The sequence below is a fragment of the Peribacillus kribbensis DSM 17871 genome, from assembly GCF_000430765.1.
GTDB classification, from domain to species: Bacteria; Bacillota; Bacilli; order Bacillales; family DSM-1321; genus Paraperibacillus; species Paraperibacillus kribbensis.
Map to the genome: position 1 here is coordinate 218,190 of NZ_KE387237.1, position 25,666 is coordinate 243,855.

Here is a 25,666-nt window from a genome sequence, read left to right on the forward strand (position 1 = left end):
ATGATCTTAGCATCCACCTTCCGAGATCCATTGGCCCATTTGATATCTTGAAAGTTTTTGTTTATTCCTAACCTTTCAGGGAGATACTAGCAAATACAAAACAGCAAGCTATTGCGGGAGGGAAAAGGATGAGTTGGACAGGTATCGCGTTATTTATCCAATTGTTTTTTGGGATCATCATCGGAATGTATTTTTTGAACCTTTTAAAGGGGCAGAGGACCCAAAAGGTCTCCATAGACAGGGAATCGAAGAAGGAAATGGACCAGCTCAGGAAGATGAGGTCCATCAAGCTTACCGAGCCGCTGGCGGAAAAGGTGAGGCCGTCAAGCTTCAGTGATATTGTCGGCCAGGAGGATGGAATTAAGTCACTGAAGGCCGCGCTCTGCGGGCCGAATCCTCAGCATGTGATCATCTATGGCCCTCCCGGAGTAGGAAAGACGGCTGCGGCACGGCTTGTATTAGATGATGCGAAAAGAAATCAAAAGTCCCCCTTTCAGTTTCATTCGGTTTTTGTGGAGCTTGATGCGACAACGGCGCGGTTTGATGAAAGAGGGATCGCCGACCCGCTGATAGGTTCTGTGCACGATCCCATCTATCAGGGAGCAGGCTCCATGGGCCAGGCAGGCATCCCGCAGCCCAAGCAAGGAGCGGTCACGAATGCCCATGGCGGGGTTTTGTTTATCGATGAAATAGGAGAGCTCCATTCTATCCAGATGAATAAACTTCTTAAGGTGTTGGAAGACAGGAAGGTTCATTTGGAAAGTGCTTATTATCAGGAAGAAAATACTCAAATTCCTGCCCATATCCATGATATTTTTAAGAATGGCCTGCCGGCAGATTTTCGCTTAATCGGTGCTACCACCCGGACGCCAAGTGAAATCCCTCCGGCTATCCGCTCACGCTGTATGGAAGTTTTCTTCAGGGAGCTGGATGAAGAGGAGATTTCGGCTGTAGCCAAAAATGCGGCTGATAAGGTGAACTTGAAAATAAGTGATTATGCTCTTTCCACGCTTGCCAATTATGCACGGAACGGCAGGGAAGCAGTGAATTTAATTCAGATTGCGGCCGGCCTTGCCATAACAGGGGACAGAGACTACATAAAGGATGAAGACATGGAGTGGGTCATTCACTCCAGCCAGCTGACCCCAAGGCTTGAGAGAAAGATCTCTGAAAAGCCCAAGGTAGGAATAGTCAACGGATTGGCCGTCCACGGACCCAACAGCGGGGCATTGCTCGAGATTGAGGTGACCGTGCTTCCAGCAGTGGAAAAGGGTACTGTCAATATCACCGGTATTGTGGAAGAAGAATCAATCGGCGGTTCGGGTAAATCCATCCGCAGAAAAAGCATGGCGAAGGGATCGGTGGAAAATGTCATAACCGTGCTGCGTTCCATGGGCGTTCCGGCTGATCAATATGACATTCACATTAATTTTCCCGGCGGCGTCCCGATTGATGGCCCTTCCGCCGGAATCGCGATGGCTTCGGCCATTTACTCCGCCATTTATAAAATCCCAATTGATCATGAAACAGCCATGACCGGAGAAATCAGCATCCACGGAAATGTAAAAGCGATCGGCGGGGTGCTGCCGAAAATCAAGGCGGCGAAAAAAGCGGGAGCCAAGAAAGTGGTCATCCCAGAAGAGAATATGCAGGGAATTCTGCGGGAAGTAAAGGATATTGAAATTGTGCCTGTCCGGCATTTATCGCAGGTGTTTGATCAGGTTCTGCTCAAAAATTTGATCCCGGAAGATATCTTGAAATCCCATAATATCAATAAGAAGGAAAGTGTTTAAGGAATCGGCTGTTTTATACAGCCGATTTTTTCGTGAAAAAATAGCTTAATGGTTCTCCCGGCAGGGAAAGGAAATAACAGGCTCATCATTAGGCTGTCCCGTGACGGAATCTTTTTTGCAAAATAAAGTATACTCTTTCTCGTGCGCAGGAAAAATAACCAATATGTGAAGAGCCGAATCTTTTGGAAGCAAAACGCTTTTCCTAAATAGACACAGCTATTTAAATAAGATAAAATTGTGGGAAGGCTTTACTTCAAAGTATTTTTAGGCTATTTAATTTAAACAGGAGGTGTCAGAACAAAATGGCGAATAACAATGAACTTCTCGTCCCCCTCCTTCCGCTAAGAGGATTGCTCGTTTACCCTACAATGGTTCTGCATCTAGACGTAGGCCGGGATAAATCCGTTCATGCGCTGGAAAAAGCAATGGTGGATGACCACTTAATCTTTTTAAGTACTCAAAAGGATGTTTCCATAGATGAACCTTCCGAACAGGATATTTACCAGATGGGGACCCTGACGAAGGTCAAGCAGATGCTGAAGCTCCCAAATGGAACGATCCGTGTTCTGGTCGAAGGATTAAAGCGTGCAAGGATCGTAGAATTCTTTGATGAAGAAACGCATTTTTCAGCGAAGCTTGAGACGTTTGAAGACAGCAGTGAAAAAGATGTGGAGCATGAAGCCTTAATGAGATCCCTTCTTGAATATTTTGAGCAGTACATAAAAATGTCCAAGAAAATTTCCTCCGAAACATTCTCTTCAGCAGCCGATATAGAGGAACCGGGCAGGATGGCGGATATCATCGCTTCCAACCTTCCGCTGAAGCTGAAGGAAAAGCAGGAAATCCTTGAAACGATTGATGTGAAAGAGCGCCTGGTAAAGGTCCTTGAGACGATCAATAATGAAAAGGAAGTCCTTAATCTTGAGAAAAAAATTGGCCAGCGTGTGAAAAGGTCAATGGAAAGAACGCAGAAGGAATATTATCTCCGTGAGCAGATGAAGGCGATCCAAAAGGAACTTGGCGATAAGGAAGGCAAGACAAGTGAAGTAGCAGCTCTTGCTGAAAAAATCGAGAGTGCCGGCATGCCTGATCATGTGAAAGAAACCGCGAACAAAGAGCTGGACCGGTATGAAAAGATTCCTGCAAGCTCTGCGGAAAGCGCGGTCATCCGGAATTATATCGAATGGCTGGTCGCTCTTCCTTGGACCAATGCTACTAAGGACGATCTCGACATCAATAAGGCGGAGAAAATTCTTCACCGCGATCATTACGGTCTTGAAAAGGTCAAGGAAAGGGTTCTTGAATACCTGGCAGTCCAGCAGCTTACCAACTCCCTAAGAGGACCGATCCTCTGTCTGGCAGGACCTCCGGGTGTAGGGAAAACGAGCCTGGCAAAATCGATCGCCACATCCCTGAACCGGAATTTTGTCCGCGTATCCCTTGGGGGAGTGCGTGACGAATCTGAAATACGGGGACATCGCAGGACATATGTAGGCGCTATGCCTGGGCGGGTTATACAGGGAATGAAGAAGGCAGCTACCATTAATCCTGTGTTCCTTCTTGATGAAATTGATAAAATGTCCAATGATTTCAGAGGAGATCCCTCAGCTGCCATGCTTGAGGTTCTGGATCCAGAGCAAAATCATAATTTCAGCGACCATTATATCGAAGAGGCATACGATCTATCAAAGGTCATGTTCATCGCGACTGCAAATAATCTTGCCACGATCCCTGGCCCGCTGAGAGACAGGATGGAAATCATCTCGATCGCAGGATATACGGAGCTTGAAAAGCTGAATATCGCTAAGGAACATCTTTTGCAGAAGCAGCTGGAAGAGCATGGACTAAAGAAAACCCAGCTGCAGGTGAAAGATGATGCCCTGATGAACATCATCCGCTATTACACACGCGAAGCGGGTGTCAGAAGCCTTGAGCGCCAGCTGGCGACCATTTGCAGAAAAACCGCAAGAATCATTGTTTCCGGTGAAAAGAAAAAAGTCATTCTCACTGAAAAGAATGTAGAAGAATTCCTGGGCAAGAAAAAATTCCATTATGGCCAGGCGGAACTGGAGGATCAGGTGGGTGTTGCAACGGGTCTTGCATATACAACCGTAGGCGGAGATACCCTTCAAATTGAAGTAAGTCTTGCGCCGGGCAAAGGAAAGCTTGTTTTGACAGGAAAGCTTGGAGATGTCATGAAGGAATCCGCGCAGGCGGCGTTCAGCTATGTACGCTCGAAAGCCCGGGAGCTATCGATCGATGAGAATTTCCATGAAAAGAATGACATTCATATTCACGTTCCTGAGGGAGCCGTACCGAAAGACGGACCTTCCGCAGGGATTACCATTGCGACCGCCCTTGTTTCAGCCCTGACCGGCAGACCGATCAGAAGGGAAGTCGGAATGACAGGAGAAATTACCCTCCGCGGACGGGTCTTGCCAATAGGCGGAGTAAAAGAAAAAACATTAAGTGCACATCGTGCAGGTCTGACTAAGATTATTCTTCCTAAGGATAATGAAAAAGATATTGACGATATACCGGAAAGTGTCCGCAACGAACTGGAATTTGTTCTCGTTTCCCATGTGGATGAGGTTTTAAAGCATGCACTAACAGGGAGTGGAGAATCTTGAAAATAACATCCTCGGAAATCGTCATCAGCGCGGTTAAACCCGAGCAGTATCCTGAAGGCGATTTGCCGGAGTTTGCACTGGCGGGAAGGTCCAATGTCGGGAAATCTTCGTTTATTAATAAAATGATTAACCGAAAAGCGCTCGCCAGGATTTCTTCAAAGCCTGGAAAAACGCAAACCTTGAATTTTTATATATTAAATGAAGCTCTTCATTTTGTAGATGTTCCAGGATACGGATATGCAAAGGTATCTAAATCCGAACGGGAAGCATGGGGGAAAATGATTGAGACCTACATTACCACAAGGGAACAGCTAAGAGCAGTCATCTTAATCGTCGACCTAAGGCATCCGCCGTCAAGCGATGACGTGATGATGTATAACTTTCTGAAGTATCACGAAATTCCCTGTGTGGTAATCGCGACCAAAGCCGACAAAATTCCTAAAGGGAAATGGCAGAAGCATCTCAAAATCACGAAGGAAACCCTGGATTTTGACCCGAACGATGACATTGTCCTCTTCTCATCGGAAACAGGCCTCGGCAAAGAAGAAGCCTGGAAGGTGCTTGAATCCAAAATGTAAGCAGCGGCAGCATAGATGTTTCTATGCTGCTTTTTTGAAGTATTACATATATGAATTTACCAGCGGGCTGGGGGGGACCGCTTGTTAAGGGTTCGCGCGGGATGCCCGGTGGATCATATCGGTGGGATTCCGGCCATAAAACGGCAGGTGGATTATAAAATTTAAAGTCAGTTTGGGGTATTCGGCGGGATTGCCGATCATAAAACGGGTGCCCGGATCATGACGTCAATTCCCGGATCATATAACGCCAGTTGGGTGTATTTCAGCGGGATTCCAATCATAAAATAGAAGTGGTTCAAGAAACGGCACATTGCACAACAAAAAGACCGGCCCCAGGGAGAAGCTCCCCTAAAGCCGGCTTTTGTTTCCCTGGTTCATCGTAAGCATATCACTGTATGTTTTGCTTGAGATTACATATATTTATGTATGTGGAATGGAATGAAATTTTTAGGGAATCATAGGTATGGTATTATTTTTTCTTTTTTTGGAAGATGAAAAAAAGCCCGATGGCAATCAGGATGAAGGGCCAGAATTTCCAGGCTGTGAATACTCCGTTCTCAAGCAGTCCAAGCCAGCTCATGATCTTATCATAAAATAGGAGCATGACAGACACGAGAATGAGCAGGAAGCCATGGAACATGCCTGAGCGGGTTTCTTTTGCCCTTAGGACAAATCCCAGTCCGATGATCAAGATAAAGATTCCGATATGGTCTGGCCAGATTTTCAGTTTATTGACCACATGAAAATGAATGCCAAACCCTGTGAGAATCACCCCTGGCAGGATCGCTTCGTAATCTCTGGCACCGTAGCCCTGTACCAGGAAGGCGATGCCAACGATCATAAGAAGGGTAGGCCAGGTGAAAAAGCCCTGGAAGACCTCTATCCCGGATTTTTCTAAGAAAAAGTACAGCCCGAAGCCAATCAAGATCACTCCAGGAAATAAACGCTGTGATTTCATGGTTTCCTCCTCTAATTAAAGCCAGCCTTTAGCATATGAACTATGGTACCATACGATTTCATCATCTGTTCATATTTATTTCGCAATATAGGGCGAAATACATGGTATAATGTCTAATGTTGCTTAGTGAGTGGGCTGTATGTAAAAGCCATCATGTTAAGTATAAATGTAAATTAGTTAGGGGTGCACAGGATATGCATATTTTAGCAGTCGGTTTAAACTTTAGAACTGCCCCTGTCGAGATAAGAGAAAGACTTTCATTTAATGAAGCGGACCTTGCTTCTGCCATGAAAGCACTTAGTACTAAGAAGAGCATCTTGGAAAATGTGATCGTGTCCACATGCAATCGGACCGAAATATATGCAGTTGTCGATCAGGTTCATACCGGTCGTTATTATATTAAAGAATTTTTATCAGAATGGTTTCAAATAGATAAGGAAGAGTTCACTCCTTTCTTGTTCATTTATGAGCAGGAGGGAGCGATCGAGCATCTATTCAAGGTTGCATGCGGACTTGATTCCATGGTTCTTGGCGAAACCCAGATTCTTGGGCAGGTACGCGGAAGTTTCTTACTCGCACAGGAAGAGAAAACCATTGGTTCCATTTTTAACAGAGTCTTTAAACAGACTCTTACACTCGCGAAGAAAGCTCATTCAGAAACCGAAATTAACACCAATGCCGTTTCTGTCAGCTATGCGGCTGTAGAGCTTGCGAAAAAAATCTTTGGCTCATTGAAGGACAAGCACGTGCTGATCCTCGGTGCAGGCAAAATGGGCGAGCTTGCCATCCAGAACCTTTATTCTAATGGTGCTTCCCAAATCACAGTCATTAACCGTACCTTTGAAAAGGCTGTGGCTCTTGCCGGCAAATTCAGCGGTAAAGCCAAACAGCTTCAGGAACTGCAAGATGCCTTAACAGAAGCAGATATCCTGATTAGTTCAACAGGCGCCAAAGACTTTGTCATTACAAAAGCGATGATGGATCAGGTGGTTAAAATGCGTAAAGGCCGTCCGATTTTCATGGTCGATATTGCCGTACCGCGTGATTTAGAGCCTTCGCTTGCTGAATTCGATAGTGTATTCTTATACGATATTGACGATCTTGAAGGAATTGTAGAGGCTAACCTGCAGGAAAGAAAGCAGGCTGCTGAAGCGATCATGCTGATGATTGAACAGGAAATCTCCGAATTCAATCAATGGCTGGGCATGCAGGGCGTGGTTCCTGTCATTTCTGCTTTGCGTGATAAGGCTCTTGCTATCCAGGCAGAAACCATGGACAGCATCCAGCGGAAACTTCCAGGACTGACCGAGAGAGAAGTCAAACTTCTTAATAAGCATACGAAAAGCATCATCAACCAGATGCTGAAGGATCCTATTTCTTATGCGAAGGAACTGGCTGGCAGCAGGAAATCCTCAGAGGCTCTCGACAGCTTCATTAAGATCTTTAATATTGGGGAAGAAATTGAAAAGCAGGCTCCAAAAGAAGAGAGCGCCCAACCCCTGAAAGAGCTTAAACCGGCAGCGGTTCAAGGGTAAGCGGGGGCCAGGATGCTTGAATTAACGATGACGAGGGTTCATGAAGCCACAGTCCTTTTATATGCATTAAGCGTATTGCTATACTTCATAGACTTTCTTAATAATAACCGGAAGGCAAATCGGATTGCCTTCTGGCTGCTTGCAATTGTTTGGTCTCTTCAAACAATTTTTTTATTTCTGTACGTAATCAAAACGGGAAGATTCCCGGTTCTCACGATTTTTGAAGGACTTTATTTCTACGCCTGGGTGCTGATCACCCTGTCTTTGGTGCTGAATAAACTTCTGCGTGTAGATTTTATTGTATTTTTTACGAATGTGCTCGGGTTCATCGTGATGGCTGTCCATACCTTTGCGCCTGTGCAGATTGAATCCCATGCACTCGCTCAAAAATTGGTGTCAGAATTATTGCTTATTCATATCACCATGGCGATACTCTCATATGGGGCCTTTACGCTGTCGTTTGTTTTTTCCCTGTTATATTTGATTCAATATGATCTCTTGAAGAGAAAAAAATGGGGAAAAAGATTGATCCGGCTGGGGGATTTATCCAAGCTTGAGAGTACATCCTATATATTGAATGTAATTGGCGTCCCGCTGCTGCTTTTATCTGTCATCCTTGGTCTTCAATGGGCCCATATCAAGCTGCCGCAAATCCCTTGGAGTGATACGAAAATCATCGGTTCCTTTATCGTGCTGATTGTTTACAGCATTTTCTTATATTGTAAGGTTAGAAGGCAGGTTTACGGGAAAACCCTTGCACTGTGGAATGCAGGATCCTTCCTGGTACTGCTTGTTAATTTTTTATTTTTCGGAAGTTTATCAGAATTTCATTTTTGGTATTCATAACAGGAGGCTATTATGCGAAAAATCATTGTCGGATCCAGAAGAAGTAAACTAGCTCTAACCCAGACGAATTGGGTGATCAGCCAGCTGAAGTCCCTGGGTCTTCCTTTTGAATTCGAAGTGAAGGAAATTGTTACGAAAGGCGATAAAATCCAGGACGTCACGCTTTCCAAGGTAGGGGGAAAAGGCCTGTTTGTAAAAGAAATTGAACAGGCAATGCTTGATAAAGAGATTGATATGGCTGTACATAGTATGAAGGATATGCCGGCAATGCTTCCGGATGGACTGACGATTGGCTGTGTCCCGCCGAGGGAAGACCACCGGGATGTTCTGATCTCAAAAGGCAGCAGGCCCTTGAGCGATCTGCCTGAAGGCGCCGTCATCGGCACGAGCAGTCTTCGCAGGAGCGCCCAGCTTCTAAAGGCAAGGCCGGATCTTAAGATTAAGTGGATAAGAGGAAACATCGATACCAGGCTGCAAAAGCTGCAGGATGAGGATTATGACGCCATTATCCTTGCGGCGGCAGGTCTTGCCAGGATGGGCTGGAAGTCGGAGGTCGTTACGGAATTCCTGGAGCCTGAGCTGTGCCTTCCTGCAGTCGGCCAAGGTGCTTTATCCATAGAGTGCCGTGAAGATGATTATGAATTGCTTGAAGGATTACGAAAGCTTACATGTGAAAAAACGGAGCGTGCAGTCATCGCTGAAAGAGCGTTTTTGAATAAAATGGAGGGCGGCTGCCAGGTTCCGATTGCAGGGTATGCCACGGTCGGAGAAGACAGCCGTGTAACACTGACCGCCCTGGTTGCCGATCCGGATGGATCCCTTGTCCTTAAAGAAAGTCTGACAGGCGATGATCCCGCTTCTATAGGGCTTGAAGCAGCAGCCCTTCTTTCTGAAAAGGGAGGAAAAGACCTGATTGACTCAGTAAAAAAGGAGCTGGACAAGTAGTGGTTCCAGCTTCCCCGCTTGCCGGCCGCACTGTATTGATTACAAGAGAACGGAACCAGGCAGAGTCATTCATCCAAAAAGTGAGGAAGCTGGGGGGAGTCCCGGTTTCGATCCCGATGATTTCCTTTCAGAAACGGGGATTTCACATCAAGCCCGGTGCGTATGACTGGCTGGTTTTTACCAGTGTGAATGCCGTCCGCTATTTCGGGCTGACAGAGGAGCTGTATGCAGCCCTCGGCATGCCGAAAATTGCGGCAATCGGCAGGAAAACGAAGGATTGCATCGAGAAGAAAGGTTTTTCCATCAGCTTTATGCCGGGGAAGTTTGTTGCAGAAGGGTTTCTGGATGAATTTCTGCCTCTTTTAACCTCGCCCTCTTCTGTCCTGATCCCAAAAGGAAATCTTGCCAGAAGCTTGATTGCAGAAAGGCTGGCAGGAGTTGGCCATACCTGCAGCGAGTTGATTGTCTATGAAAATGTCAGGCCGCCTGAGAGTGAGGAAGATCTGGTAAAAGTCCTGACAAAGTCAGGAGTGGATATCCTGACCTTTACAAGTTCTTCTACCGTCGTCCAAGCCGTGAACATCATCGAAAAGCATCATTTATGGCATACTATAAAAGAAAGCATCGTGGTATGTATCGGGCCTGCATCCAGGAAAACAGCTGAACAGCTGGGACTTACGGTCGATGTATGTCCTGGAACTTATACCGTTGAGCAGATGCTGGACGAGCTTATAGAATACATGAAGAGAAACGTTGATTAGGAGGAAATAATTATGAATGAACTACACTTCCACAGACACCGCCGTCTGCGTGCAAGTACAAATATGAGAGCCCTTGTAAGGGAGACATTTTTGCGCACAGAGGATTTCATTTATCCGATTTTTGTTGCGGAAGGTGAAGGAGTGCGGAAGGAGATCTCCTCCATGCCTGGCGTTTTCCAGCTTTCGATGGATCATCTGGCACAGGAGATGGAAGAGGTGGTAAGCCTCGGAATTAAATCGGTTATTCTGTTTGGTGTTCCTCACGAGGAGCATAAAGATGAATGCGGAACAGGCGCATTCTCTCATAATGGAATTGTCCAGGAGGCCACCCGCCTCGTGAAAAAGCTATATCCTGAAATTCTAGTAGTAGCAGATACCTGCCTGTGCGAGTATACAAGCCATGGACACTGCGGTGTGGTAGAAGACGGACGGGTATTGAATGATGAATCCCTTGAGCTTCTGGCCAAAACAGCTGTCAGCCAGGCTGAGGCAGGCGCAGATATCATCGCCCCATCCAATATGATGGATGGATTTGTTGCTGCGATCCGCGCTGCGCTGGATGAAGCAGGCTATCTGGATATCCCGATCATGTCTTATGCTGTAAAATATTCTTCTGCTTATTATGGTCCGTTCAGGGACGCAGCGAATTCTGCTCCGCAATTCGGGGACAGGAAATCGTATCAGATGGACCCTGCGAACCGCATGGAAGCGATCCGTGAAGCAGAGTCAGATGTTGCAGAGGGAGCAGATTTCCTCATTGTAAAACCATCCCTCAGCTATATGGATATCATGCGCGATGTGAAGAACCACTTCAATCTTCCGCTGGTTGCCTATAATGTCTCTGGTGAATACTCCATGATCAAAGCAGCAGCGCTGAATGGCTGGATCGATGAAAAAGCTATTGTGATGGAGACTCTGACCAGCATGAAAAGAGCAGGCGCCGATTTAATCATCACGTATTTCGCCAAGGATGCCGCACGCTGGATCAAAGAGGAAGTCTAATCTAAAGATCGGGGGATGTTACTATGCGTTCATATGAAAAATCAAAAGAAGCCTTCAAAAAGGCCGAAGGATTAATGCCTGGCGGTGTGAACAGCCCTGTCCGCGCTTTTAAATCTGTCAGCATGGATCCGATATTCATGGAAAAAGGAAAAGGCTCCAAGATTTATGATATAGACGGAAACGAATATATCGATTACGTCCTTTCCTGGGGTCCGCTGATTCTTGGCCATACAAATGACCGGGTAGTCGAAGCCATCAAAAAGACAGCTGAAACCGGTACAAGCTTCGGGGCGCCGACTCTTTTGGAAAATAAGCTTGCGGAACTCGTGATTGAGAGAGTCCCTTCGATGGAGATTGTGAGAATGGTTTCCTCCGGTACAGAAGCGACCATGAGCGCTCTGCGGCTTGCCAGGGGATATACAGGCAAAAATAAAATCCTTAAGTTTGAAGGCTCCTACCATGGGCATGGAGATTCGCTTCTGATCAAAGCGGGCTCCGGCGTAGCGACCCTTGGGCTTCCGGACAGCCCGGGCGTCCCTGAGGGAATTGCCAAGAATACGATCACGGTTCCCTATAATGACCTTGACAGCGTAAATGTGGCGTTTGAACAATATGGGGACGACCTTGCCGGTGTGATTGTAGAGCCTGTAGCGGGAAACATGGGCGTTGTGCCTCCTCTTCCAGGCTTTTTAGAAGGCCTGCGTGAGATCACAGAGCGTTACAAATCCCTGCTCATATTTGATGAGGTCATGACAGGCTTCCGTGTTGGCTATAACTGTGCTCAGGGCTATTATGGCATCACCCCAGACCTTACCTGCCTTGGTAAAGTCATCGGCGGCGGCCTGCCTGTCGGCGCCTATGGCGGTAAAGCGGAAATCATGAAACAGATTGCACCGAGCGGCCCTGTCTATCAGGCCGGCACTCTTTCAGGGAATCCGCTGGCCATGGCTGCAGGCTATGAAACCCTCAGCCAGCTGACACCCGAGGATTATGAGGAATTCAGCCGCAAAGGGGATATTCTTGAAAAAGGTATCAGCAAAGCGGCAGAAAAGTATGGAGTGCCTCTGACATTCAATCGTGCAGGCTCCATGATCGGCTTCTTCTTCACAAATGAAGATGTCATCAATTATGATAAAGCTAAAACGTCTGATCTTCAGTTTTTTGCGGATTATTACCGTGAGATGGCAGAACAGGGAATCTTCCTGCCTCCATCCCAGTTTGAAGGATTGTTCCTTTCCACTGCTCATACAGATGAGGATATCGCCAAAACCGTTTCAGCTGTGGAAAAAGCATTTACTAAACTGAAAAAATAAGTATAAAAAGCAGCTGCCACGAAGAGTCCTGCCTCGTTTTCTTTGCCTGACCAGGTAAGAGATCGAGGCATACCCTTGAAGGGACCCGTTCCTGAGGTGCTCATACGTATATAAAATAGAGGAACCCGCCTTAGTAATTGGCGGGTATCTTTATTTTATATATGGTTCATTTTAAACATAATTCCCTTTTTGAACTCATATGCTGTACGGATATGGGCGTATGCTTTGTATATTTTGAAGGGGGGAAGTATGGTGGCCAGTGAAAACCAGTCGTTATTGAGATTTTCAGTGGAGGAATCCATATGGTTCCAAAAAGGACAGGAGGTTAATGAGCTTTATTCGCTCTCGCTCGATCCTCATGTCACTGTCCAGGATATGGAACAATATGTGGTGATAAAAGGGGAACTGCATCTGGCAGGAGAGTATAAAAGAGAGCAGCCGGGTGCGGCGGACACTGAGAATGAAAGCTTCTCGTTTGTTTCCCCAAGGACGATTTCTTATTTTGAAGAGCGTGAGGATGGCTTATATGAATTTCAGCATAGATTTCCTGTGGATATAACGATTCCAGCCAATCGGATTTCTTCCCTGGAAGAAGTGAATGTAGCGATAGCTTCCTTTGATTATTCCATGCCGGAGAAGAATTGTCTTACTCTCTGTGCGGAGCTGATGATTTCGGGGATTTACGGTGATCAGCAGAGTATGCCGGGGTATGCGGAAGAGGGCATCGAAGAGGTTGAAGAGATGGAAGAAGAGATTCTGTATCGTTCTGCTTCTCCGGAGGCGGCCGAGGTGGAAACAGAAGAAGAGGAAAGTCCAGTCTATAGCTCTGACTTCTTGAGCACTCCCGAACGTTCAATTTTTGTCCCATTTGAAGCAGAAGCGAAACGGACTCCGGAGGCTGAAGAACCTGAGGAGCCAGCACAAACTTATCCTTCTCTTGATGCCATTCCGAGCTACGAGGAGCTTCCGCTTTTAGCAGCTGAAGACGAGCGGGAGGATGTACAGGATCAAGACACAAATCCTTTTCAGCCGGTATTTACTCAGGAAGAAAGCTCGATTATAGAGGCAGAAGAGCGGGAAGAAGTGAAACTGGAGACAGAGGAGAAGCAGGAAGAACCTGTTGTCAAAGCAGAGGAAATGCCTGTTATAGAAGAACCTGTTCAGGAGTATGTCCACTACGAAGAGGCGTCATTTTCAAGAAAAACCTTTTCTTCTTCGCGCCGCAGCAAAGAGGCAGAAGAGGAAGCAGGCGGCACTGAGAGTGGGAAAAATGAAGGAAGTGCAAGGGAGAAGCAGGGAGTTTCCCTGACCGATTTCTTTGCAAGAAAAGAAGAACAGGCTCATACAAAAGTAAAAGTTTGCCTTGTCCAGCAGGGAGATACCTTAAACTCACTGGCAAGCAGGTATGAAATTAATGCTAATGCCATACTGGCACTAAATGAATTGGATTCTGCCAATGAAATTACCCAGGGACAGGTCCTGTATATTCCAGTTAAGCAGGTATCCCAGAAGAGATAGTTGATATCCGGCAGGTGCAGTGTTTTTCTGCCCTGCTTTATTTTTAGGGCACGCCTTTTGACCGTGGCGGCCAGCTTCTGGTGAAGGGACAAAAAATGAGCATTAAAGGAATGCAGGTGAGGAAGGGTGTGATTTCCGTGGACGAAAGCGGAAATTCCAACAAAGATATAGAAGAGATTATGAGCCACTATCTTTTAAAAGTGAATTACTGTGAAAAATATGGAAACCTCTGGCGTGTTTATACGAATAACGGTGTTTTTGCATTAAAGGCGATCCCGCCGCAGCCCGGTATGGCTTTTATCCGGCATATGCACCGCATCTACCAGAGAGGCTATAACCGGATCGTTCCCATCTTTCCTGCCAATGACGGCAGATATGCTGTCCTGCACAAGAACCGGCTGTATTATCTCATGCCATGGCTGCCCAATGATGAAATCAGTGAAAGAAGCGAAAAGCATAAACAGATGTTCCGTGAGCTGGCCAGAATTCATTCTCTTTCTGTGAAGGAAATAGAAGTGAACAAGGAAGAAAGAAAAGATCATTACGAACAGACCCTGGACGAATGGAAAAAGAACAAGGAGTTTTCTGAAGAGTTCCTGCAGTCCTGTGAGCGAAAGACTTATATGTCACCTTTTGAGCTGATGTACTGTATGTATTACTTTGATGTCTCACAGGCACTGGATTTTTCCATTAAAAAATTCGAGGAGTGGTACGAAGCCACAAAGGAAAAAGACAAGGTCAGGACCGTCATCGTTCATGGTAAGCTTTCCAGCAGGCATTTTGTTTATGATGACAGGGGATATGGATATTTTCTCAATATGGAAAACTCAAGGGTTGCCCCTCCGCACACCGATCTTCTTCCCTTTCTGGTAAGATCCATGAAAACGTATCCTGTCGTGAACACAGATATCATGGAGTGGCTGTACACATACTTTAAATATTTTTCGTTCCGAGATGGAGAAATGGAGCTTTTTATGGCATATTTGGCTCATCCCGGATATTTTATTTCAGCCCTCAGGCATTTCCAGGAAAAAAAGGGCACCAAGACGGAGCTGTGGCTGCTTAAAAATCTTCAGTTTCACTATTGGCAGCTAAAGAATACCGAATATGTCGTGATGAAATTGGAGGAGCTTGAACAGCAGAAAAAGGCCGCTGCCCAGCAGCAAGCCCAAGCATAAGTCCCGCACATCCGTGAATGTGCGGGACTTAATTATTCAGGGACTTTCCATGTCCCTCTTCAAATCCATTCAAGTCTAAGAGCAATCGCCAATACAACCAGCAGGGCTAAAAAAAGGACATCAAACGTAGTCGGAATCAGAAAGGTGCGAATCCCTTGGAAGACACAAAAAGGAATGATCAATTGGCTGCAGCCAGCCCTCAGGCTCCTGAGCCATGGAGGAAGAGAATAGGGACTATATTTCTTTTTCACAGTGCATCCCTCCAAGCTGGATGATAAAAAGAGCTTATTATAATCCTATAAGGTTTTGCCTTTTTTTATGACTATGAGTTTGTTTTACAGTGTTTCTTAACAAAGTTTTCTTAGGTGTTTTTTCAAAACTTTATTGCTTTGTATATATTAGGGTAAGTTTTTCACCTAATAAAATATTTTTATATTTTTTTAGGTGAAAATAACTAAATGTATTGCCGAACTGCCTTTTGAACAATTAGAATAATAGGTAAATGGACTGTGTATTAGCTGATGTTAAATGAATAATCTGCTTCGTACACCGGAACAATTACCTGAAAAATGGAAGGTTGAAATGAAACCGAATTTATCTCCTGTTAAACAAAGAAATCTGTGGATGAATAACAGATTCTACACAAGTGTAAATATGAAGTTTTGGATCAGCCACGTCATTTCTATAGGGTGGCTGGGAATATCTATATATATATCATTGTCTTGGCTGACAGATTTGGCTGAAATAGTTACTTACCCGCTGGCTATTCTGATCATCAGTGGCATTGCTTATATACCAGGATATATGAATTCTTTCCTGGTACTTAGCCTTCTATTTGATAAACAGCCTTCCTTTAAAGAGGAATTTCCTTCTGACCCGGTAACCTTGCTTATCGCGGCCTACAATGAAGAAGCTTCTATATTTGATACTTTAAAATATGTAGCTGAGCAAGATTTTACTGGGAAAATAGAAGTAATTGTCATTGATAACAATTCCCAGGACAATACCACTGCTGAAGCGCTAAGAGTAGGACAGGAGTTGTCCTTACATATAACCGTGCTGCATGAAAGCAAACCAGGCAAGTTCCATGCCTTGAATCAGGGGCTTACAGAGGTGGAAACTCCATATGTAATAACGCTGGATGCTGATACACTTCTGCACCCATCCGCTGTCAGGTATCTAGTATCCAGAATTAAGAGCAGCCCTGATGAAGTATGCGCAGTGGCTGGCTCCATGCTTGCCAGAAACAGCCGTGAGACGATCTGGACCCGAGTCCAAGAGTGGGATTACTTTCTTGGAATTGCGTCCATTAAAAGGCTGCAGGGGTTGTATCAAGGGACTTTGGTAGCACAAGGCGCTTTTAGCCTATACAAGACAGAGGCTGTCCGTGGGGTTGCGGGATGGCCGGACGCAATCGGAGAGGACATCGTGTTGACCTGGAGGCTCCTAAGTAAAGGCTGGAAGGTCTTTTTTGAACCTCTAGCTGTTGCTTTTACGGATGTTCCGGCAACTCTTTCCCATTTTACAAAACAGAGGTCCCGGTGGGCCAGGGGAATGATTGAAGGGCTTCAGGAAATAAAGCCATGGAACCAGCCGCAGATATATATCAAATATCTAACGGGAATTAATCTCATTATGCCGTACTTGGACTTTGTATATACTACGTGCTGGCTGCCTGGCCTGGTTCTCTCTTGTTTTGGATACTATTGGATAGTCGGACCTATGACTCTGCTGGTATTGCCTTTGACGGCCATCAGTTATGGAATTCTTTATATCTATCAAAGAGACTATGTTTTTCGTAATCTTGATCTGAGAGTAAGGAAAAATAAACGAGGGTTCATTTTATTTTTAATAGCATATCAGATGATTATGTCTCCAGTGTCTTTATGGGGCTATTTGCAAGAGTTATTTAAGTCGAGACGAGTATGGGAATAAAAAATATAACAGACATTTCTCAACTTAATTCATTGGCCCATTTGAACAAATCGGAGTGCTGATCTGTTCAAATGTTGTTTAAAGTATTTATTCTAGTCACTACATCAATTAGACAATTTGGCAAGGTATTTTTTTTAAAATCTTTATGACTATTAGGGTGAAGGGTATAAAATTGATTCCAATAGGAAATTAATATTGACTATATATATCAATATTTTGTAACATATAATTTAAACATATAAAAGAAGAAGCGCAGACAGGGAAAAGTACAGAAATAACTGCTTTTAGAGAGAGGGGCTGACACGCTGAAAGGCTCCTTAAGCAAGTGTTTGCTGGAAGTCACCCTTGAGCTGTTTCCGTGAACGTATATAGTAGCGGAAACCGGTGCAGAGCCGTTATCTAACTTCAAGTGCCGGATTTGGCTTGTTCAGTCCGGAAAAAAGGTGGTACCGCGAAATCAGCTCCTTTCGTCCTTTTAAGGCGAGAGGAGTTTTTATTTTGTCCAAAAGTGTACAAGGAGGAATCGAAATGGAAGAAAATCAGATATCGATGCCAACCAAATATGATCCGCAGTCGATTGAAAAAGGAAGATATGAATGGTGGCTGAAAGGGAAATTCTTTGAGGCGGTGCCTAATGAAGAGAAGGAACCATATACCATCGTGATCCCGCCGCCGAATGTAACCGGAAAACTGCATCTGGGCCATGCGTGGGATACAACCCTTCAGGACATCCTGACTCGAATGAAAAGGATGCAGGGCTATGATGTTCTCTGGCTTCCAGGTATGGACCATGCCGGCATTGCGACACAGGCAAAAGTGGATCAGAAAATCCGCGAACAGGGTAAATCCCGCTATGAGCTGGGAAGAGAGAAATTCCTTGAAGAGTCCTGGAAATGGAAGGAAGAATATGCGGGGCATATCAGAGATCAATGGGCCAAGCTGGGCCTTGGGCTGGATTACTCCCGTGAGCGCTTCACACTGGACGAGGGTCTCTCAAAGGCAGTCCGGAAAGTATTTGTATCCCTGTATAAAAAAGGACTGATTTACAGAGGAGAATACATCATTAATTGGGATCCCGCAGCCAAGACGGCTCTATCCGATATTGAGGTTATCCACCAGGACGTCCAGGGTGCTTTCTATCATATGAAATACCCGCTAAGCGATGGATCAGGCACCATTGAAATTGCCACTACAAGACCGGAAACCATGCTTGGGGATACGGCAGTGGCAGTTCATCCGAAAGATGACCGATATAAGCATTTGATCGGAAAAACGGTCATTCTTCCGATTACTGGAAGAGAGATCCCGATTGTCGGCGATGATTATGTGGATATGGAATTTGGTTCAGGCGCGGTTAAAATTACCCCTGCTCATGATCCGAATGACTTTGAAATCGGAAACCGCCATAATCTTGAGCGCATCCTGGTTATGAACGAAGACGGCAGCATGAATGAAAAAGCCGGCAAATACCAGGGAATGGACCGCTTCGAATGCCGTAAGCAGATTGTAAAGGATCTGCAGGAACAGGGAGTATTGTTTAAAATCGAAGAGCATATGCACTCTGTAGGACATTCGGAACGAAGCGGAGCTGTTGTCGAGCCGTATCTTTCTACTCAATGGTTCGTTAAAATGCAGCCGCTGGCAGATAAAGCGATTGAGCTGCAGGGCAAAGAGGATGAAAAAGTTCATTTTGTTCCAGAACGCTTTGAAAATACGTATATGAGATGGATGGAAAATATCCGTGACTGGTGTATCTCACGCCAGCTGTGGTGGGGCCACCGGATTCCTGCCTGGTACCACAAAGAAACAGGTGAGATTCATGTGGATCACGAACCGCCGGCAGATATCGAGAATTGGAATCAGGATGAGGATGTGCTCGATACATGGTTCAGTTCAGCACTTTGGCCGTTCTCAACCATGGGCTGGCCGGATGAAGCAGCGCCAGACTATAAGCGTTATTATCCAACCAGCGCCCTGATTACAGGTTATGATATTATTTTCTTCTGGGTATCCAGGATGATCTTCCAGGGACTTGAGTTCACTGGAGAGCGGCCATTCAAGGATGTATTAATACATGGACTTGTCAGAGCTTCCGACGGCCGCAAGATGAGTAAGTCCCTCGGTAATGGTGTGGATCCTATGGACGTGATCGACCAGTATGGAGCAGACTCCCTGCGCTACTTCCTGACGACTGGAGGCTCTCCGGGACAGGATCTCCGCTTCTCTACTGAGAAGGTCGAGTCTGTATGGAACTTCGCCAACAAGATCTGGAATGCATCCCGTTTTGCCTTGATGAACATGGATGGCCTTAGATATGAGGAAATCGATCTTACAGGTGAAAAGTCTGTAGCGGATAAGTGGATCTTAACCCGCTTGAACGAGACCGTCGAGACCGTAACAAGACTTGCAGACCGCTATGAATTCGGTGAAGTCGGCCGTGCGCTGTACACGTTCATCTGGGATGACTTCTGTGATTGGTATATCGAAATGTCGAAGCTTCCTCTATATGGGGAGGATGAAGCAGCCAAGAAGACGACCCGTTCAATCCTGGCTTATGTATTGGATCAAACCATGCGTCTGCTGCACCCATTCATGCCGTTCATCACAGAAGAAATCTGGCAGAACCTTCCGCATTCAGGAGAGTCCATTACAACTGCTGAGTGGCCTTCTGTAAGGGAAGATCTGAGTGATCAGCAGGCAGCGGAGGAAATGAAGCTTCTTGTAGAAATCATCCGTGCAGTAAGAAATGTCCGTTCCGAAGTAAATACACCGCTAAGCAAGAAAATAAAGCTGGTATTAAAAGCCAAGGATGAAAACATTGCAGAAGTTCTTCGTAAAAATGCAGCTTATATCGAAAGATTCTGCAATCCGGAGGAATTAACCATCGGAACGGAAGCTCCTGCTTCCGAAAAAGCGATGACGGCTGTTGTTACAGGCGTTGAGCTCATTCTTCCGCTGGAAGGCTTAATCAATATTGATGAGGAAATCCAGAGATTGACCAAAGAACTGGAAAAACTCAATAAAGAAGTGGACCGTGTTCAAAAGAAATTAGGCAACCCTGGATTCACGGCCAAGGCTCCTGAAAAAGTTATTGAAGAAGAAAGAGCCAAAGAGAAGGATTATAGTGAAAAAAGAGATGCTGTGATCCGCCGCATTGATGAGCTGAAAAATCTATAATGCATGACTGCCGCCTTTCGCATATGCGAGGCGGCTTTCCTTTATTGGAGCACACGTTCCTCTATAAAAACGTTCTATGATAAACTATACATTACACAACTTGGATCAAAAGGAGACAGCCCATATTTCCAGGGCCTGCGGAATGGACTGCCTTCAGTTCGAGCTGAATCGGAGGCTTCTTGATCTGAAACATGGAGTGTCTGGATTTACCTCAGTCATAGACAGCCTCGTGAAATTATCAATCATGCAAGAGGTGATGCATTATGAGCCTGACAGGGTGGCTTGTGTTCAATGGAAGTTTGAGCAGTGAAAAATTTATGGAGCAGATTGAATGGCTTCATAGGGAAGGGCTGCAAATGGGAATGGATTTTACCAAGATCCCGAACCATGAGCTCATTCCGGCCATTGAGGATGGAAGGGCCGTGATCAAAGGCGGATATGAAGGAATCCTCCCTGATTTTGTGTTCTTTTGGGACAAGGACATCCGGCTTGCCTATCATTTAGAAAAGATGGGGATGAAGCTGTTTAACTCTGCCCGCTCCATTGAGGTGTGCGATGATAAATCGTTAACCTTCCAGGAGCTTGCGGATCACGGAATCAAGATGCCCAAAACGATCCTTGCACCAAAGGTATTTAAAGGCCTTAAAATTTCCGGCTGGGAATCCTATCATCAAATTGGCAGGGAGCTTGGATATCCGCTCATCATTAAAGAAGTATATGGCTCATTTGGCGCTCAAGTATACTTGATTGAAAATGAGGATCAGCTTCGATCGAAAGTCACAGAGCTTGAGGATACACCTTATATTTTTCAGGAGTATATCGCTTCAAGCTTTGGCAGGGATGTCCGGCTGAATGTGGTGGGACGGGAAGTCGTCGCTGCCATGTACAGAAAATCAGAAACCGACTTTAGGGCCAATGTGACGGCCGGCGGCAAAATGTATCCTTTTACGCCGACAAAGGAGCAGAAAGAATTAGCCGTCCGAAGCGCGGAACTCGCTGGGACAGATTTTGCAGGGGTCGATTTATTATTTGGCGAAGAAGATGAACCCATCCTCTGTGAAGTGAATTCGAATGCTCATTTTAAAAATATCTATGACTGTACAGGGGTCGATGTAGCAAATAAAATGCTGGAATATATTGCGAATTATTTAAAAGGAAGAATGTCATGAAAAAAAAGGGATGGCTGATTTACAACAAAGAAGACAGCAGCAGGAATTCTGTTTTTATCGAGCGGCTTCTAAAAGAAGCGGAGCTTCTCGGAACCGGGCTTGAGTTCATGGTGAAGGAGAGCTTTACCATCGGTGTAAAACAGCATGCCCTCCTTCTTCTTTATAATGGTAAACAAGTGGAACTGCCCCAATTTGCGATCATGAGGAATATCGATGAGCTGTTTACTGCACAGCTGGAGCTCATGGGATGCAGAGTCTATAATTCATCATACATATCGCGTATAGCCAATGATAAGGCAAGGACCCACCAGCTGCTGGCTTCAAAAGGGTTTCCCATGGCGGATACCTATTTTCTTGGCCCGGAATTTGATTTCTTCTGCCCTGGGGATTTTCCTGTTCCCTGCGTCGTAAAGGAGGTTCAGGGAAGAGGGGGAAAGGAAGTTTTCCGGGTTAATTCCCATGAAGAACTTCAAGACGTATTCACTCAATCCCGCGGCAAAAAGGTGATTCTTCAGAAATTGGAGAAGCCGGGAAAAGACGTACGGGTCTTTGTGGTCGGAAAGAAAATCGTGGCAGCTGTCCTGCGTGAATCTCATCACGACTTCAGATCCAATCACTCACTCGGGGGGAGTTCAGGAATGTATGATCTTTCTCCTTCCCAGGTGAAAATGGTGAATGGAATCATTGATCTGTTTGATTTCGGCATGGCAGGAATTGATTTTATTTTTAATGAAGATGGAAATTTTCTGTTTAACGAGATTGAGGACGTAGTAGGAAGCAGGACTCTAAGCTTGAATTCCGATATTAATATCGTAAGAATTCTTTTGGAGTATGTGCTTAAAGACTTATCGGGAGAGAGAGCAGATGAGTAAATGGGGGAGAAGTCACAGCAAGGTGCTTGGAAGTGGTTCTCACTTTTGCCTCTCTAGTGATATCGCTTTATATTAACTTCACAACCGAGAGGAGTAAAATTTCAAACTAAGAGCAGCCGTACCTGTCCTGCAGGTGCTTTTTCCTGTGAAGAGACAAAACTTTATGGCTGCAATGTTATGGAGGGAAGGTTTTTGCAGTTTAAACAATACAGTGAAGCAGAACGGTTTTTAGAAGAAAGAGAAGCCATGCTTGGCATGGATTTTGGTCTTTCCAGAATGGAAACAATCCTGAAGGAACTGGGAAATCCGGAAAAAGATCTGAGCTTCATCCATCTTGCCGGCTCGAATGGAAAGGGCTCTACATTAGCCTATTTAAAGGAAATTTTCATGGCGGAGGGGCTGACAGCGGCCTCCTTCACTTCACCGCACATAGAAAGACTGAACGAAAGAATTAAAATCAATGACCGCGATATTAAAGATCAGGAAATCCTGGATCTTATGAATGAACTGATGAAGGCACTGAAATCCTGCGGCGAACAGGATCACGCCACACATTTTGAAATCCTGACTCTCTTATCCATCATGCATTTTGCAAAGCAAAAGCCGGATATCGTTTTATTTGAAACAGGTCTTGGCGGGAGAACTGACGCCACGAATGTCATTCGGCCCCTCTTGTCGATCATCACTAATATTTCCCTGGAGCATACTGCGATCCTCGGGGATACATTGGGCAAAATTGCTTTTGAAAAAGCAGGAATCATTAAAGAAGGAGTACCGGTCATTATTGGGAAGCTGGCGGAGGAAGCACGGTCAGTCATGATAAAAAAGGCCCGGGAATGTCATGCGGACCTTGTAGAAGCAGGACGTGATTTTACGCCTGAAGCTATAAGGTCGAACCAAGAACATCAGGTTTTTGACTTTATGGCAGGAGAAAGCCGCTGGAAGCAGCTTGAACTAAGTATGCTCGGCCGGCATCAAGTGGAAAACGCCTCGCTTGCCTGTGCCGCCGTCTGGCTGCTTTCACAAAAAGGCAGCTTCCAGATCAGCAGTCAGGCGGTCCGGATAGGATTAAAGAATACGAGCTGGAAAGGGCGGATCGAGGTTCTCAGCCGGAATCCGCTGGTCATTTTAGATGGCGCCCACAATCCCGACGGAATGAGAGTGCTCATCAAGACCCTAGCAGAGAATTTTCCCGGCAGGAAGCCAAAGTTCCTTATGGCGGTTCTGAGGGATAAGGATTATAAGTCTATGCTGTCGATTGCAGAAGAAAAGGTGGAGGATTTCGTATTTACAGAAATCAGCATGAAAAGAAGTCTTTCTGCAGAAGAACTCTATTCCGCCAGCCGCCGTTCCAGCATTCAACATTTCAAAGATTGGAAGCAGGCTGTCGAGCGGTCCCTTGAGAATTTAAAACAGGATGAAGCCCTTGTCGTTACTGGCTCCCTTTATTTAATATCCGAATCCAGAGGCTATTTAAGGGAGCGGCTACTTTAACGGAATAAAACTTTTTTACTATCTTGATGGAAAAACTATGACAAAATTCATAAAATTTGCTAATATATTTGTAAAAATAAGTCTAAATACCTAATGGGGATTCAGGCGGCAGGAGGGACTATGCAGGTATCCATTAAAAAACGAATAAGTATCTGGCTGATGTGGTTTCTTTTAGTACCGGCTATTTTTATGATTGTATATGCAGCGTTCCCACCGCAGATGACAGGGAAAGAAATTGACATGATTGCCTTTCTGGTTTTAATGTGCATCGTTGCCTGTATTCCCATTGAAATCAATAAGGTCCCCCTCGTTATATTCGAGGGAGTTTCACTGGCCGTTTTTTTAATATTCGGCCTGACAACGGAACTGGCCTTAACGCAGGTGGCCGTCATGGTCATGCTGGTTAACCTTGGGGTAAGAGGGGACTCGGTATACCGGTATCCGCTGAACTCCTTGATGTTTTTCTTCATCTCGCTGGGCAGCGCAGAAGTCTTTTATGCAGTGGGAGGGAATCACCAGCCCGATTTTCTCCATATCCAGGAATTTATACCCATCACACTCTATCATTTAACGGCGTTCTGCCTGAATCAAATCTTACTTTCCAGCATCACCTTTTTCATTCACAAAGACCGTAAAGTATTCGGAAAGAGCGACTTTATGTGGGATGCCCTTGCATCGACAACCGTCGTCTATCCAATCGGCCTGGCTATGTATATGCTTTACGTGGAACTTGGGATCATCACGATCTTTTTAGTGGGCATCCCCTATATCTGTGTAGCAGCAATGTTCAAGCTGTATAATTCGACTAGAAAAATGAACCGGGCCTTACAGAAGACAAGCGATATTGGCCATCAAATCTCCGGGATCCTGAATATGGAGAAAGTGCTGGATATCTTTCTTGAAAAGATCACTGACCTTCTCCCGATTGATGCAGCCTATGTATATGAAAAGAAAAATGAGGAGCTTTCCCTGATCTGCAAACTTGAAAATGAACAGCATGATTTTGGGAACGTGACGCCTATTGCCCCATATAAAGGGATAGCGGAAAAGGTTTATGCTTCAGGCAGGCAGCTGATCATTCATTCTCCTGCTGAATTTCCATCAAGGAACGCCTCTTACATACCACAGTACATCCAAAGTGTGATGTCAGTCCCAATCATGAGAAACAGCCAGACAGAAGGGGTCATCATCCTGGCTGCCGTCCAGAAAAAGGCGTTTGAGAAATACCAATTGACACTCGTGGATATCCTTTGCTCCCACCTCATCGCTGCGGTAGAAAATGCCAGGCTTCATGAGGAAACGAAGAAGAACAGTGAAGTTTGTGCACTCACAAAGGTCTATAACTACAGATATTTCGAGGAGCTGCTTCACTCTCAATATGAGAAGGTCTTAAACGGCGGACTACAGGAATTATCCCTTATCCTGCTTGACCTGGATCATTTCAAAGCAGTCAATGATACATACGGCCATCAAGGAGGGAATGACATCCTCTATCAAATGGCCACAAGGCTGAAGGAAATCATAGGAGCCAAGGGTACGGTCGCCAGATACGGCGGGGAAGAATTTGTAGTGCTGCTTCCTGATTGCGGCAAAGAAGGGGCATATTCCCTTGCTGAAAAGATCCGCTCATACATCGAAACCCGGCCTTTCATTCTCCATTCCGATCTTGGGGAAAGAAGGACAAAGCTTGAAGTCTTTATAACAGCAAGTATCGGTGTCGCCTCCGCTGCTGATGCCGAGGATCCCCTCTCTCTTGTGAGACATGCCGACAGGGCCATGTACATGGGAGCGAAAAAAGCGGGCAGGAACCGGGTGGCCCAATACAGCAATTAAAATGACCAAATTCCCGTCGATGGCGGGGATTCTTTTTTATCCGAATCCAAAAAAGTTGTAATATCCAATTTATATCCTATATTTTATAATGGATATACATTGGTAATAAATTCATATCCTGAATAATTG

Annotated in this window: 19 protein-coding genes and 1 other annotated feature; of the genes, 17 read left to right on the forward strand and 2 right to left on the reverse strand. The window is 45.4% G+C overall.

The annotated features are described in order from the left end of the window. The first annotated feature begins 128 nt into the window (after positions 1–128). The 3 genes from lonB to yihA all read left to right on the forward strand — a co-directional run bounded on the left by lonB (position 129) and on the right by yihA (position 5,001). A complete protein-coding gene (gene lonB, locus H539_RS0112220) occupies positions 129–1,793 on the forward strand; it encodes an ATP-dependent protease LonB (protein WP_026693753.1) in 1,665 nt (554 codons plus the stop codon). A gap of 302 nt (positions 1,794–2,095) precedes the next feature. Continuing rightward, positions 2,096–4,423 (forward strand): endopeptidase La, encoded by a 2,328-nt coding sequence (gene lon, locus H539_RS0112230; protein WP_026693754.1) that lies wholly within the window; start codon positions 2,096–2,098, stop codon positions 4,421–4,423. Then, positions 4,420–5,001 (forward strand): ribosome biogenesis GTP-binding protein YihA/YsxC, encoded by a 582-nt coding sequence (yihA, locus tag H539_RS0112235; protein WP_026693755.1) that lies wholly within the window; start codon positions 4,420–4,422, stop codon positions 4,999–5,001. Before lon ends, yihA begins: the two co-directional genes overlap by 4 nt. A gap of 469 nt (positions 5,002–5,470) precedes the next feature. On the opposite strand, the gene H539_RS0112240 is transcribed toward yihA, so the two are convergent. Next, positions 5,471–5,959 carry a LiaI-LiaF-like domain-containing protein gene (locus H539_RS0112240; RefSeq protein WP_026693756.1) on the reverse strand — a complete coding sequence of 163 codons (489 nt, stop codon included), beginning with the start codon at positions 5,957–5,959 and terminating at the stop codon, positions 5,471–5,473. 194 nt (positions 5,960–6,153) lie between these two features. Here H539_RS0112240 and hemA point away from each other — a divergent pair, with 194 nt between their 5' ends. The 8 genes from hemA (at position 6,154) to ysxE (ending at position 15,057) form a co-directional block, all read left to right on the forward strand. After that, positions 6,154–7,494: a glutamyl-tRNA reductase gene (gene hemA / locus H539_RS0112245; protein WP_026693757.1), complete on the forward strand. Its 1,341-nt coding sequence runs from the start codon at positions 6,154–6,156 to the stop codon at positions 7,492–7,494. A 12-nt stretch (positions 7,495–7,506) separates the two neighbouring features. Continuing rightward, the gene (locus H539_RS0112250) at positions 7,507–8,340 is read left to right on the forward strand and encodes a cytochrome C assembly family protein (RefSeq protein WP_026693758.1); all 834 of its coding nucleotides are present in this window, start codon (positions 7,507–7,509) and stop codon (positions 8,338–8,340) included. 12 nt (positions 8,341–8,352) lie between these two features. Next, a complete protein-coding gene (gene hemC / locus H539_RS0112255) occupies positions 8,353–9,285 on the forward strand; it encodes a hydroxymethylbilane synthase (protein ID WP_026693759.1) in 933 nt (310 codons plus the stop codon). After that, positions 9,285–10,046 (forward strand): uroporphyrinogen-III synthase, encoded by a 762-nt coding sequence (locus H539_RS0112260; protein WP_026693760.1) that lies wholly within the window; start codon positions 9,285–9,287, stop codon positions 10,044–10,046. Before hemC ends, H539_RS0112260 begins: the two co-directional genes overlap by 1 nt. A gap of 12 nt (positions 10,047–10,058) precedes the next feature. After that, positions 10,059–11,048 (forward strand): porphobilinogen synthase, encoded by a 990-nt coding sequence (gene hemB, locus H539_RS0112265; protein WP_026693761.1) that lies wholly within the window; start codon positions 10,059–10,061, stop codon positions 11,046–11,048. Between the two features lie 23 nt (positions 11,049–11,071). Then, positions 11,072–12,361 (forward strand): glutamate-1-semialdehyde 2,1-aminomutase, encoded by a 1,290-nt coding sequence (hemL, locus tag H539_RS0112270; RefSeq protein ID WP_026693762.1) that lies wholly within the window; start codon positions 11,072–11,074, stop codon positions 12,359–12,361. 249 nt (positions 12,362–12,610) lie between these two features. Then, positions 12,611–13,879, forward strand: coding sequence for a stage VI sporulation protein D (gene spoVID, locus H539_RS0112275; RefSeq protein WP_051348556.1), 1,269 nt, complete (start codon positions 12,611–12,613; stop codon positions 13,877–13,879). 95 nt (positions 13,880–13,974) lie between these two features. Next, positions 13,975–15,057 carry a spore coat protein YsxE gene (gene ysxE, locus H539_RS0112280; RefSeq protein ID WP_245602171.1) on the forward strand — a complete coding sequence of 361 codons (1,083 nt, stop codon included), beginning with the start codon at positions 13,975–13,977 and terminating at the stop codon, positions 15,055–15,057. Between the two features lie 59 nt (positions 15,058–15,116). On the opposite strand, the gene H539_RS0112285 is transcribed toward ysxE, so the two are convergent. Next, complete coding sequence (locus tag H539_RS0112285) at positions 15,117–15,308, reverse strand: hypothetical protein (RefSeq protein ID WP_026693765.1); 192 nt, start codon at positions 15,306–15,308, stop codon at positions 15,117–15,119. Between the two features lie 331 nt (positions 15,309–15,639). Here H539_RS0112285 and H539_RS0112290 point away from each other — a divergent pair, with 331 nt between their 5' ends. From H539_RS0112290 to H539_RS0112320, 6 genes are all read left to right on the forward strand, one after another. Beyond that, positions 15,640–16,992, forward strand: a complete 1,353-nt coding sequence (locus H539_RS0112290; RefSeq protein WP_026693766.1) for a glycosyltransferase family 2 protein — start codon at positions 15,640–15,642, stop codon at positions 16,990–16,992. A 244-nt stretch (positions 16,993–17,236) separates the two neighbouring features. Further along, positions 17,237–17,470: a binding site (T-box leader), on the forward strand. 50 nt (positions 17,471–17,520) lie between these two features. Then, positions 17,521–20,169 (forward strand): valine--tRNA ligase, encoded by a 2,649-nt coding sequence (locus tag H539_RS0112295; RefSeq protein WP_026693767.1) that lies wholly within the window; start codon positions 17,521–17,523, stop codon positions 20,167–20,169. Between the two features lie 263 nt (positions 20,170–20,432). After that, entirely contained in the window at positions 20,433–21,338 is a 906-nt protein-coding gene (locus H539_RS0112305; protein ID WP_026693768.1) for an ATP-grasp domain-containing protein, read from the forward strand. Next, the gene (locus H539_RS28420; RefSeq protein WP_035322512.1) at positions 21,335–22,210 is read left to right on the forward strand and encodes an ATP-grasp domain-containing protein; all 876 of its coding nucleotides are present in this window, start codon (positions 21,335–21,337) and stop codon (positions 22,208–22,210) included. Before H539_RS0112305 ends, H539_RS28420 begins: the two co-directional genes overlap by 4 nt. A gap of 192 nt (positions 22,211–22,402) precedes the next feature. Continuing rightward, positions 22,403–23,704 (forward strand): bifunctional folylpolyglutamate synthase/dihydrofolate synthase, encoded by a 1,302-nt coding sequence (locus H539_RS0112315; protein WP_051348557.1) that lies wholly within the window; start codon positions 22,403–22,405, stop codon positions 23,702–23,704. Positions 23,705–23,824: 120 nt separating this feature from the next. Beyond that, positions 23,825–25,537, forward strand: a complete 1,713-nt coding sequence (locus tag H539_RS0112320) for a sensor domain-containing diguanylate cyclase (protein WP_026693770.1) — start codon at positions 23,825–23,827, stop codon at positions 25,535–25,537. Positions 25,538–25,666 lie beyond the last annotated feature (129 nt).